Origin of the sequence: Psychrobacter sp. AntiMn-1, from assembly GCF_001854065.1 — a bacterium.
Classification (GTDB): Bacteria; Pseudomonadota; Gammaproteobacteria; order Pseudomonadales; family Moraxellaceae; genus Psychrobacter; species Psychrobacter pacificensis.
In genome coordinates this window covers 2,851,069-2,862,628 of the sequence record NZ_CP012969.1, presented here as the reverse complement: position 1 = coordinate 2,862,628, position 11,560 = coordinate 2,851,069, and the positions used below count along the sequence as shown (strand labels likewise).

The following is an 11,560-nucleotide window of genomic DNA, read 5'->3' as shown; positions in this document are numbered from 1 at the left end:
AGTTAGCTATTATTACCATAGGCATAGCTATAGTGATAACTATATTTACTCATCAAGCCCTGTTGTACGTCATTAAGGACAATGCCATCGACTTGAATATCAGCCTTATGCATCTGCTTGATTGCATAAGCCACCTGCCCTTCTACCGATTGATCGTAGCGCGTGACCATCAGTACTTTATCCGCGTAATGCGACATAATCATCGCGTCTGAAGCCGCTAAAATAGGCGGCGAATCGATAATAATATAATCGTAGTGCTCATTAAGCTCGGTCATCATCTGCTCAAACTTATCACCTGAGAGCAAGGATGATGGGTTCTTAGGATGCTGTCCACGCGGCATAAAGTCGATGTTATCTATAGAGGTCGGATGTATAACCTTAGCTAACTCGATTTGCTGCGCTAAGTAATCCCCTAAGCCATTGTCAGGCGTCATATCGAACATTCTATGCAGCTCACCCAAGCGCATATCCGCATCTATGATCAACACCTTTTTATCGAGCTGTGAGAATACTTCAGTTAAGTTAGAAGAGATAAATGACTTCCCTACCCCTGGGCTCTCACCGGTGATTAAGATAACTTTAGCACGTTCACCGACTTTGCCTACTACTGGCATACCGAACATTAAGTTTGTTCTTAAGCTCTTTATCGCCTCGTAGCTCAAGCTATCGTTATCGACATGGGCCAATAGACGATTTGGTGACTTATTCTTCTTCCGTAGTCTGGTTAACAGTGGCGAGCGCGGAATAGTCGCAATGACTGGTACACCGGTCTTAGCCTCAAGGCGCTCAGGATCCTTGACTACGTTTCGTAATAAGTTTTTAAGCAGTACTAACATAGTTCCTAGCATGCCACCTAATAATAGCGCTAAGATCATGATTTGTAGCTTTTTAGGGGCGATAGCGTCAAAGGTGTTAATAGGCAAGTCAATAATACGTGCAAAGCCTGTTTGACCTGCTTTGGCTATTTGTAGCTGTTGATAGTTCTTAAGTAGATTTAAATAGATTTCTCTATTTATCTCGGTATCTTGTGATAACTTTAAGAACTCACGCTGTACTTCTGGTAGACCCGCAATGGTATTATCAATTTTCTGCTTGCGAGCATTCAATACCGCTATTTGCTCATTGATTTGAATAACCAGTGGATGCTCGTCAGTGTAATACGTTGTGAGATCTGCTTTTTTTAGCTTAAGCTCACTGAGCTGTGTGTCAATTTGAGAGTTCTCTGCTAATAAAATCTCTGCTTCTTGGCTGACATCGATGGTACCGTACTTAGTTCGAAACTCATTAAAAACTGCCTCAGAATCTTCTAGCTTTTTTCTTAGTAGCGGAATTTGAGTTTCCATAAACTCAAGCGTTCTAGTCGTATCTTCGGTACCACGAGACTGGTTTTGACCCACATAAGACAGGACGATTTCTTTTAAGATAAGACTGGTCTGCTGCTGGTTATTGCCGGTCATAGACAGCTCAATAATGCCAGTCTGTTTACCCTTTTCAACTACCGATAGCGCGCTATTTATTGTATTGGTAGTCTTTTGTAATGATTGCTTAGTCAGGCTAACAGCATGACTATTATCAGGTAAATCGTTTACCGTAATCTGGATCTGGCCATCCGTCCCTTTAAACTGATGGGGCTTGTTAAGCTGACCTTTAAACTCATCAAGTTCATTACTAAGTGTAAAACCTGTTTCAGAGCGAGTGAGAGTAAATGACTGATTTAAATAGCCTTGCGAGACATTGAATTGACTGATACTGGCTTGACCGTCTGTCGTAGTTAAGGACACTCCTTCTGGCGTATGTATAGCGGTATTTGTACGGTCATTGACAATTCTATCTATAGCGCCTACTTCAGGATCAGCCAGGTGGATACGTAGATGTAGCGAGTTAATCACCGGCTCTAAGATCATTCGAGAACGGATCAATTCAGCTTCCGCCTGCGCTTTGCTATCCTCAGCGCCGATTAGCTCTGAGATATCGCCGCCAAGCGCTGATATTCCTGATGACTTTTCATCGATCTGTATTAGAGCTTCAGATTTATAGGTCGGATTGACATAGCGACTATATAAGATACCAATCAATAGTCCCAGTATGGCAAAAAACAGTATAGTCTTCCAACCACGCAATAACGCTAATAGTAGCGCCATTAGGTCGATTTCATCGTCTTCTTTTTCGACAGCCGTTTTGGCACTATTTTGTGAATCTATAGTCATAACTTTGGGTTCATCATCTTAGATTAGTAGCTCAATATCAGTAACTCGATATCACTTAATTAGGGGTAAGCAGTTAGCTAATTTTATCAGCCCAAGGTTTTAGGCTATCGAAGATATCTTGCCGCGCCTTTTCAAACACAGCAAGATCATGGCGATATGGATCAGCGATGTCTTTGTCGATCCAATGACCAATACGGAAAGTCTTACCGCGGCAATGCGGCCAACGATCCTCAATCCATTTGCTTTGATTATTAGACATCGTCAAGATTAAATCCGCGCGCTTCACTAACGTCTCATCGATCTGTTTGGCAATATGCGCAGACATATCTATGCCGAGCTCTGACATCACTGCCAAAGCGTTAGGATCAGCACCATTACCGACTACAGCAGAGAGCCCAGCAGAGTCGATTGTCTTATTAGGATACTGCTGCGTAAGAGCCGCCTCAGCGATAGGACTGCGACAAATATTGCCTACGCAAACCACCAAAATATTATCAAATGCCATAATATTTGCCACCTATAAGCTTGAAACGCTTCTAATTGCTGAGGTTGAAGGAAGCAATGCACTGATCACACGGTTCCAACGCGTCAGGCCAGTTGGATCCACATAGAGAATATCATTAGGCTGCATCTCGAAGCGATTGGCCAGTGCGAGGCTAGTCAGACTTTGCATATCAGCATAATAAATATTGGTACGCTGGTAGTTTGGATTGTCACGGACTACATATACTTTGGCCGCATTAGCAGTAGCAGAGTTCAGACCTTTAGATCTGCCTAACACTTGCGCTAGGCTCAGCCCTTGCTCTAAGATAGGCACCGGCTCAATTTGACCAAACTCGCCTAAAACATAGACAGTGTTTCGATCTTGGCTATTAACATGAATAGAGTCACCGTCTTGGATATAGATCTGATTACCCGAAGCGCCTATCTGCCGTAGATCGCTTAAACCGATATTATAATTACGGCCATTACGGTTTAGTACGATACTGTTTGAATCGCCGGTCTCTGTCGCGCCGCCCGCTTTGGAGATCGCACTATATAGCGATACAGGCGCATCATCAATAGCAAACTCGCCAGGCTGTTTGACTTCACCATCGATAAAGAATTTATTACCGCGATAATTGATAATTTTCACTTGTGGATCAGAGTATTTCAAATAGCGTTGCAGTTGACTTTGTAAGGAAGCGGTAAATTGCGGTACGCTCAATCCTGCCGCCTTAACTCTACCGACTAATGGAAACTGCACAAAGCCTTGTTGGTCTACTGGGTATCCTGCAGATGCAGGACTATTATTGTTGCTAGATGAAGCGATATTCATATCTGGATAACCCACTAAATTAATAGCTAAGATATCACCTTGAGAAATACGGTACTCTTTTTTCTTTGAGCTCGCTATAAGCTGATAGATGTCATTCGTAGGACGGCTGACTTGTGGAGGCGGCAAGGTCGCTAAGTTAAGCGGCTGGATATTGAACTGCAGACCGTTTTCGGCAGTAAAGTCCCCTACTGGCGGCAAATCACCTGCTTGCAAGCCTGAATTGATCGTCGTCGTCGCGCATCCTGCAGACCATAAAGTCATGAGCAATAAGCTCGAGGTGCTTAATAGTTTAAAGGATTGACGCATAATGAAGACCTTTATAGAACATGATGACAGATAAAAAGTATAGATAACAACGATATATTACTAGTTTAGTAAGGCATTTATACTATAAAAAAAAGCCATAATAACATAATTGGTTAAAATTTCATCTATTGTTATTATTTTTGTTCACTTTTATCTACACTATTTTGTAGATATTATAGTCACTGACTACTGCTTTGTCGTTCAAAGTAGCGTAAAATAGCCAATCTAACTTTTTACATTGAGAAATGTAAACCCACCGACTCAAGGACATTAAGATGAAAGACGAAAAATTGCAAAAAGCACTCGCCCGTATGGGCCTTGGCTCACGCCGTCAAATGGAAGAAGTGATTAAATCAGGTCGCGTATCTGTTAATAACGGTCCAGCAACGATTGGTGACCGTGTCACACCAGGCGATGAAATACGTGTGGATGGTCGTCAGATCAAATATACCGCCGAAAATGAAAAGCGTCGCCGAGTGATCGCTTATTACAAGCCTGAAGGTGAAGTCTGCTCAGCAAAAGATCCAGAAGGTCGTCCGACTGTGTTTGAGCGCTTGCCAAAGCTCACTCATGATCGTTGGGTCATGGTTGGACGTTTGGATATCAATTCAACTGGCTTACTATTATTTACCAATGATGGTGAGATGGCGCATCGCCTGATGCATCCCTCTAGCGAAGTGACGCGTGAATATGCCGTTCGTGTGTTGGGTGAAGTAACTCCTGATATCGCCCGCAACTTGACTGCTGGTGTCATGTTAGAAGACGGCATGGCGCAGTTTGACGACATCAAAGAAGGCGGCGGTGAAGGGGTTAATAAGTGGTATCACGTTCAGCTCAAAGAAGGTCGTAACCGTGAAGTACGCCGCTTGTTTGAGTCACAAGGTCTGAAAGTTAGCCGCCTATTGCGTACACGTTACGGTACGATTGCCTTGCCAAAAGAGTTACGTACAGGTCGTTTCTTAGAACTCGATAAAAAAGAGATCAATACATTGACCGATTTGGTGAGCTTACGCCCACGTTATGGCACAGGTCTATATGGTGCGGCTAAAAAAAAGCAAGAGCGTATCAGAAACAAGCCGCTTAAAGCGCGTCGCACGGACACTCGTAATGACAATCGCAACAGCAGCGCGAAGCCTAAAAGCAGTGTTAGCCCTGCCAGCCGCGGTACGCGTAATAGTCGTGACCGCAATGATAAGCGCTAATTCAATTGATTTAACATTATTCTAAGTTTTTGATAGATTTAGAATAAACATAAAAAAGGGGTCAATGACTATTCATCATTGACCCCTTTTTTTATGTATTTTTTACAGGCCTCACAGTGACTCAGTATAAAAATAACGCCTCAGCTATCGTGGGTATTAATATAATGCGTCATGACTCGCAGCTCTTTTAGCTGCTCCTCGTCCATTTGTGCCAGTAGTCTATCCAAACGCTGTTCGATGTTATCTAAAACACTTTGCAATAACTCACTAGCCTCTAACCTCTTTTCACTATTCTCATTAGTGACATTTATATTTGTTAATTGGTAGTGAGTGGCTAGCATTTCGGGTAGCCGAGTTTGCAGCATTTTGTTCAACACAAACTGTGCTTCTGTTATGGCAGGTGTTTTATGTTGAGCTTGTAATGCTGCCTGATAAGCTTGATAGCTACTCACTTTGTTATCGATACGCTTTAATTGCCGTAGCTGCTGATCTGACAAGCTTTTTAAGTGCTTTTTATTTAAGTTAAGCTGTTCCCAACTTAACGTAACCAGTGACAATGGCGCATGATCATCTTGATATATAAGCACACCTGGAGTAATACCGACCGCTTTGTGCAATGCATGCCAGCCTTTTCTACCTAGATAAAAAGTCGTGACGGTCGTTACAATACCGATGCCTATTAATATACTCATAACTGCTCGCTACTCATCACTCAATTCTATGTATGACTACTTATCGTTGGCACTTAGCGTTTAATATCTTCTGCTACTGGATTTTTTACATCCGTGCTACTCAAAGTAGGTGACTCAATAGCCTCTGTTTCCTTACTGAGATTACTCAGCGGCTGCATTGTTGAATCCATATTTGGTTGATCAAAACGCGTTTGCAGATAGCGATTGGTCGCGAGCAGTTTTTGCCCATCTTGATGGTATGAAGCATTGAGTAAATCGTCAAACTGGGTATTGATCGTCTTAAGCACTTCTAACAATGCTTGTTTGCCAGTGACATCTGAATGTTTGATTTTGGTGGTATCAGCACGCGCGCCATCTGCCACATCTAAATCATGCAAGCGGCGATAGTCTGCCACAGCTTGCGGAATGTGTCGGTCCATCAGATTTTGGATCATAATATAAGTTTCAGTGACAGTGTCTTTATCATCAATTTTACCGTCATTATTGGTATCACCATAGATCAAGCGGAGTTTTTTGCCTTTTCGATTGAGTTGCTCAAGTGCTGATTTGACTTCAACGGGTAGGCTTTTCTCTGGTATATAGCCCAGTTGCGGCATGGCAGTATATTCCAGCATTTTGGGCGCGGTCACTTTTTTGATACCACGATACCCCAGATATAACCCAGCGGCCGGCAGCACTCCGTATAATACAAACATCACTAACATAGCAGTCACTTGGGTCATCGGGTTTTCCTTATTGTTTTGACAGAATAGTTTGGCAGATTTCTTGTTATTTTAATCAGTATTTTCAGCTAGGCGGTTTTAGTGTCATCAACTTTATTGCTTAGCACTGCTTTTATTAAACAAAAAAATAAGGCTCTATGAAAGCCTTATATTGTTATACATTGAGTCTGCACTGTTTTTGGATAATCTTTTATTTTATAAAATACGCTAGCTTTGCGTGCGGCTCTTGACGTAACGATGGGTTGAGGCAAGACGATTTAAAACGGTTTGATGCAGCTCATCCAATAGCTCATCAAGCTCATAATCAATTTCTAAAAACAAATCTGTCAGCATATCGCCTGCGGTCATCTTGCCTTGTACCATATTGTTTTTGGTGCGATGCGGACTAAAGCGCTGCAACTGCTCATAATGATGTAGCGCTTCTGGGATGCTCTCGGACACGAGCTTATCAATGACAAACTGACGTTCATTATGTTGCTGCTGCTGTTGCTCGTTTAGCTCACTACTCCACTCACGATAGCGTTTTAGCTTGCCATTGATACGATCTAATATCGCAACGGCTTCGATGGGCATAGCGTTTAGGGTGGCCTCATCGACCACATCAACAAGCTCAGTCATAATCGGACAACGTCCATGTTTGAGATACCATAGAGTATCTGGGGCAAAAGGTGGTCTGTTGGTCGGGCGCATGTGAGCACGATTGGACAAATAGCGATCAGTCAGCGGGGTTGATGAGTGAATATCATTTACCTGCGCCAATGCATCACGTATACGGTGTACCCGCTCAGGTGGCGTTAATGCAGCACGCTCGTGATTTGATTGAGTGCCGTCATTATTATGATGGATATCGATATTATCACTATTGTCATTTAAATTATGGTTAACACCCATCTCCTGCGCATTTTTGGCAGCTAACGTTGGTAGGTCATCTTGCGCTTGCCCAAATGACTTTAGCATTCTTGTCAAACTGACTACCATGACTTGCTCTGCCCCTCATCCAGTACACACACGTTGTGCTCGTATTGCATACGTTCATTCAATAGCGTATCTTAACAGGTTTTTGCTGACCTGCCAGTACGCAAAGTGTCAACATTTCTACTCTCTCCGCTCACTTCCTAAATGTTAAGCGCCTTGTTATGAATGCTCCCGATTATCTCTCTGGTTTTTTGCTTGGGTTATCGCTCATCATCGCCATTGGTTCTCAAAATGCCTTTGTACTCAAACAAGGTCTCAAACGTGAGCACATATTTTTTGTTTGCCTATTTTGTGCGGTAAGCGATGCGCTGTTGATATCAGCAGGTGTTGGTGGATTTGGTGCGGTCACCGCACGCTATCCGCATGTGATCGATATCGCAAAAATAGCAGGCGTTTTATTTTTATTAGGCTACGGCTTACAGAGTTTGTATGCCAGCGTACGCGTATCTCATGCGCTGACGGTCGAGGGACAAGTGGTGAGTAGCTTAAAAAAAGCGCTGCTGCTCTGCTTTGGCTTTACGTGGCTAAATCCACATGTCTACTTAGATACATTGGTGCTCGTTGGGATGGTTTCAACTGGCGCGGCTAGCAAACTTACCTTTGCCATTGGGGCAATTAGCGCGTCATTCTTTTTCTTTTTTGCGCTCGGTTACGGTGCACGCCTGCTCAGGCCGTTATTTGAAAAGCCAAAAGCTTGGAACATACTCGATGCGTTGGTAGGACTGCTGATGTTATATCTGGCTTGGCATTTATACCAAAGCTAAATACAATATTAGGCATTAAATCTAGATAAATTAAGAGGATTTTAAATGCTCAATATTAGACACAGAATAAATAGCTTAGATTAAAGCAGGAAACAGTGTGCGCAGACCGCTAACGATAATCTCGATAGACACGGCTGCTAATAGCATACCCATGATTCGGCTCATAATATTCAGACCGGTATCACCGAGCAAGCGGCTGATACGACCAGCAGCCATCAATGCCAAGTAGCAAAATAAACTAATGAAGAGACCAGCAATGATGATGGCAGATACCTGCAAAATGCCTGAGACTTGCGATGAATAAATAATAACGGTAGAAATACCACCTGGTCCAATCATCATCGGTATCGCAATGGGGACCACTGCGGATGCCATCGTCGGCAGTGCATCTTGCACGTGGTCAACATCGAAGTTCTCTTGATCAGGCTTAACAGGGTTGCCTTCACCGTTCATCATATTTAGTGAAATCAAGAACACCAATATACCACCAGCCAGCTGAAACGAGCCAATAGAAATACCTAGTGCTTTTAGTAAGGTCTCACCCGCCACCGTAAAAAAACTGATGGTGATAAAAATGGTCAGACAGGCAACGCGTGCCACCTTACGTCGATTTCTCATCGAATAGCCGCGAGTCAAATCCAAGAACAACGTCAATGCGCTAAATGGATTGATCAATACCATAAAGGCTAGGATTATCTTGATAATTTCAGTATTCACTGAGCGCTCGCTTGTCTATTGATACCACTGGTGCAAAAAGATAAGGCCATCGTGCGAGTGCGACGATGACCCAATAGGCAATTCATAATAGCATTGTAACATAGGCAGATAAGCGAGTTAAATCATTAACTTTGCTCGGTTACCCTTCTATGTCATCTTGGCGAAAAATCTAGCGAATATAAAAGCTATGACTCAGATAAAGCTGAAATAATTGATGGCCTATGCACTAAAATCTAAGCCAATATCCAAAGCGGTAGTACTGTGCGTTAGGTAGCCCATCGCGATAAAATCAACCCCTGTACTGGCGGCGGCTCGTACCGTTTCAGGCGTAATACCACCGGATGCTTCAGTCTTTGCGCGACCTTTACACATAGCAACCGCTTGCGATAGCGTTTCTGGCGACATATTGTCTAGCAATACCAAACTCACACCCGCCTCTAGCGCCTGCTCTAATTGCTCTAGTGTATCGACTTCAACCTCAATCGGAATCAGATGCCCAGCAAAGTGTTGCGCTTGCTCGATAGCCGTCTTTATATCACCGGCAATGGCGATATGATTGTCTTTGATTAAAATCGCATCATCCAGTCCCAAACGGTGATTGCGACCGCCACCGCAGCGTACCGCGTATTTTTGTACAATACGCAGACCTGGAATAGTCTTACGCGTACAAGTAATTTGTGCCGGATATTGCGCCACGCTATCGACAATCTGGCGGGTCGCAGTCGCAATACCGCTAAGATGCGTCATGAAGTTTAATGCTGTACGTTCTGCTGTTAGCAGATGGCGTGCATTACCTTTTACAGTAGCCAATACGGCACCAGCGGCGACTGTTTCGCCATCCTGCACTTGAGCCACAAACTCAATGCTTGCATCAACTAAGGCAAAAGACAACCGCGCCAAATCCATACCGCATATCACACCTGATTGTCGTGCCTTAATTTGTAGCTGGGCTTGTATATCTGCTGGGATAGTGGCTTGCGAGGTGACATCACCACGCCTGCCCAAATCTTCCGCTAGCGCATCTTCTACCAAAGGTTTAAGCAATACGTCATCCAATACTGGCTCTTTTTCAATTGTCATGTTTGACCCTTATGTAGGCGTAATATGAATAAAAACGTCCAAATATTTAAACTCAAAATGAGCATAAATATAGCGTAAAGTTGACGCTCCTGCAAGGGAAGGTGAAAAAGTTTTTATTGAGCAAGTCGATTTCTATATGAAATTGACCTAGCTGTATTTGTTAGTAGCAATTATTTACGCTTAGGAAGTTTGCTGTCCATCAATAAGCTTTGTAGCTCGATATCATGGCGAAAACGATAGAGTTTGGCGGGGCGACCACGCTGAGCACTACTACTCTCTCCTGTCTCCATCACAAGATTCTGAGATTCCAGCAAACGGCGAAAGTTTTGTTTGTGCAAGCGTATGCCTGATAAGGCCTCAACACTTTGCTGCAATTGGGATAAAGTAAACACATCTGGCATCAACCCAAAGATAAGCGGTCGATATTCAATCTTGGCGCGTAGTCTGGAGATAGCGGTGGCAATCACGCGGCGATGATCGTAATACATCGGTATGCCGATACGCTGAGACCAGTCGCTTGGCAATTGAACCGTTTGGTAATTAGGCGGATAATTGGGCGCTTCTGGTATCAGTCCTGCTTCATACAGCATCTCGTAGCGCAGCAGCACATGCTCTGCGATCCATTCTCTGCTTTCATCAGTCTTATCGCCAACTGGTTCAGTTTCTATGAACTCGCTATCTGTCAAAAACTCTTCGCTAAGTCCCCAGCACAAACCAATACGTTGACGCCTGCGCTGCCGGGCAATAGAGTCTTCGGCGCTACTCGCCCACTCCAATAGCATAGGGATGATAAAGTCCATAATGATACTAGGCATACCATCCAAATGATTTTCCCACGGGAAATAATCATACCAATTTCGCCATAGCGCTTGGCTTTGCAATGCCTGCATTTGAGTTTCTTGTACCAGACCAAGGTAGCTGACGTACACCAATGCATGACCATCAACGTTACGTCTGTTGGTATCAACAAAGGTATATAGCTGCTCTAAATATCCGAGCGGCTGCTGCGTCTGCTCTTCTACCCATTGACGCACGCCTGCCTGTAGCGAGCGATGTAATGGCATAAGCGGCCCATTTGGCAACAGTTTGCCTTGGTCAACGGTTAGGACACGAGCGATATGATCGGTAATCGCGACCAATACAGCGACCACTTCAGTTGTGCCGCTACCTTGCTGGTGCGCATGTGAATAAGACAACGTCATAGTTTTGGGGATTATCCTGTCTCTTTAAAATGGCATAAAAGGGTTCTCAAGGCTGATAATGATGGTACGCCTCAAATCTAAAACAGTATAACGTGAATCTTGAAATATCATAGTCTGGCGTTGTAATCAGACAACATCAAAATGGTCCTTCTACTATCAAAGATGGTGCAGAAACATGCTAGAGAATCTCTATCACATAACCAAGAATAAATGATGACAAATGATGACAAATGATGACAACAGAGGAAATAAATCAGTAAACCTATAAAAAACACTTGTATTTATACTCAAAATGAGCATAATTAAAGACCAATTAAATTTATTTAACCAAACATCTTGTTTTAGCACACCATTTATCACTATAGCGCCAACAGA

Annotated in this window: 11 protein-coding genes; 2 read left to right on the top strand and 9 right to left on the bottom strand. The window is 43.4% G+C overall.

The genetic code is table 11. The annotated features are described in order from the left end of the window. Nucleotides 1-2 precede the first annotated feature (2 nt). From AOT82_RS12395 to AOT82_RS12385, 3 genes are all read right to left on the bottom strand, one after another. Entirely contained in the window at nt 3-2,207 is a 2,205-nt protein-coding gene (locus tag AOT82_RS12395; protein ID WP_071003324.1) for a polysaccharide biosynthesis tyrosine autokinase, read from the bottom strand. Between the two features lie 73 nt (nt 2,208-2,280). Further along, nucleotides 2,281-2,712 (bottom strand): low molecular weight protein-tyrosine-phosphatase, encoded by a 432-nt coding sequence (locus AOT82_RS12390; protein ID WP_025647174.1) that lies wholly within the window; start codon nt 2,710-2,712, stop codon nt 2,281-2,283. A 12-nt stretch (nt 2,713-2,724) separates the two neighbouring features. Then, nucleotides 2,725-3,831, bottom strand: a complete 1,107-nt coding sequence (locus tag AOT82_RS12385) for a polysaccharide biosynthesis/export family protein (protein ID WP_083328954.1) — start codon at nt 3,829-3,831, stop codon at nt 2,725-2,727. Nucleotides 3,832-4,106: 275 nt separating this feature from the next. On the opposite strand from AOT82_RS12385, the gene rluB reads away from it, so the two are divergent. Then, nucleotides 4,107-5,033, top strand: coding sequence for a 23S rRNA pseudouridine(2605) synthase RluB (rluB, locus tag AOT82_RS12380; protein ID WP_071003322.1), 927 nt, complete (start codon nt 4,107-4,109; stop codon nt 5,031-5,033). A gap of 140 nt (nt 5,034-5,173) precedes the next feature. Here rluB and AOT82_RS12375 read toward each other — a convergent pair whose 3' ends face one another. From AOT82_RS12375 to AOT82_RS12365, 3 genes are all read right to left on the bottom strand, one after another. After that, the gene (locus AOT82_RS12375) at nt 5,174-5,725 is read right to left on the bottom strand and encodes a hypothetical protein (protein WP_071003321.1); all 552 of its coding nucleotides are present in this window, start codon (nt 5,723-5,725) and stop codon (nt 5,174-5,176) included. A 53-nt stretch (nt 5,726-5,778) separates the two neighbouring features. Further along, the gene (locus AOT82_RS12370; protein ID WP_071003319.1) at nt 5,779-6,447 is read right to left on the bottom strand and encodes a hypothetical protein; all 669 of its coding nucleotides are present in this window, start codon (nt 6,445-6,447) and stop codon (nt 5,779-5,781) included. A 207-nt stretch (nt 6,448-6,654) separates the two neighbouring features. Beyond that, nucleotides 6,655-7,404 carry a hypothetical protein gene (locus tag AOT82_RS12365; protein ID WP_071003317.1) on the bottom strand — a complete coding sequence of 250 codons (750 nt, stop codon included), beginning with the start codon at nt 7,402-7,404 and terminating at the stop codon, nt 6,655-6,657. Nucleotides 7,405-7,583: 179 nt separating this feature from the next. Here AOT82_RS12365 and AOT82_RS12360 point away from each other — a divergent pair, with 179 nt between their 5' ends. Then, nucleotides 7,584-8,186, top strand: a complete 603-nt coding sequence (locus AOT82_RS12360) for a LysE/ArgO family amino acid transporter (protein WP_071003316.1) — start codon at nt 7,584-7,586, stop codon at nt 8,184-8,186. A 75-nt stretch (nt 8,187-8,261) separates the two neighbouring features. On the opposite strand, the gene AOT82_RS12355 is transcribed toward AOT82_RS12360, so the two are convergent. The 3 genes from AOT82_RS12355 to AOT82_RS12345 all read right to left on the bottom strand — a co-directional run bounded on the left by AOT82_RS12355 (nt 8,262) and on the right by AOT82_RS12345 (nt 11,185). Next, a complete protein-coding gene (locus AOT82_RS12355; protein ID WP_083328953.1) occupies nt 8,262-8,903 on the bottom strand; it encodes a MarC family protein in 642 nt (213 codons plus the stop codon). A gap of 219 nt (nt 8,904-9,122) precedes the next feature. After that, complete coding sequence (gene nadC / locus AOT82_RS12350; RefSeq protein ID WP_071003314.1) at nt 9,123-9,983, bottom strand: carboxylating nicotinate-nucleotide diphosphorylase; 861 nt, start codon at nt 9,981-9,983, stop codon at nt 9,123-9,125. A 170-nt stretch (nt 9,984-10,153) separates the two neighbouring features. After that, nucleotides 10,154-11,185 (bottom strand): NUDIX hydrolase, encoded by a 1,032-nt coding sequence (locus tag AOT82_RS12345; protein ID WP_071003312.1) that lies wholly within the window; start codon nt 11,183-11,185, stop codon nt 10,154-10,156. Between the last annotated feature and the right edge of the window lie 375 nt (nt 11,186-11,560).

Excerpts from the sequence above, each read along its gene's own strand:
- AOT82_RS12395 (WP_071003324.1), bottom strand. The coding sequence starts at position 2,207 with ATGACTATAGATTCACAAAATAGTGCCAAAACGGCTGTCGAAAAAGAA.
- AOT82_RS12390 (WP_025647174.1), bottom strand. The coding sequence starts at position 2,712 with ATGGCATTTGATAATATTTTGGTGGTTTGCGTAGGCAATATTTGTCGC.
- AOT82_RS12385 (WP_083328954.1), bottom strand. The coding sequence starts at position 3,831 with ATGCGTCAATCCTTTAAACTATTAAGCACCTCGAGCTTATTGCTCATG.
- rluB (WP_071003322.1), top strand. The coding sequence starts at position 4,107 with ATGAAAGACGAAAAATTGCAAAAAGCACTCGCCCGTATGGGCCTTGGC.
- AOT82_RS12375 (WP_071003321.1), bottom strand. The coding sequence starts at position 5,725 with ATGAGTATATTAATAGGCATCGGTATTGTAACGACCGTCACGACTTTT.
- AOT82_RS12370 (WP_071003319.1), bottom strand. The coding sequence starts at position 6,447 with ATGACCCAAGTGACTGCTATGTTAGTGATGTTTGTATTATACGGAGTG.
- AOT82_RS12365 (WP_071003317.1), bottom strand. The coding sequence starts at position 7,404 with ATGCTAAAGTCATTTGGGCAAGCGCAAGATGACCTACCAACGTTAGCT.
- AOT82_RS12360 (WP_071003316.1), top strand. The coding sequence starts at position 7,584 with ATGAATGCTCCCGATTATCTCTCTGGTTTTTTGCTTGGGTTATCGCTC.
- nadC (WP_071003314.1), bottom strand. The coding sequence starts at position 9,983 with ATGACAATTGAAAAAGAGCCAGTATTGGATGACGTATTGCTTAAACCT.
- AOT82_RS12345 (WP_071003312.1), bottom strand. The coding sequence starts at position 11,185 with ATGACGTTGTCTTATTCACATGCGCACCAGCAAGGTAGCGGCACAACT.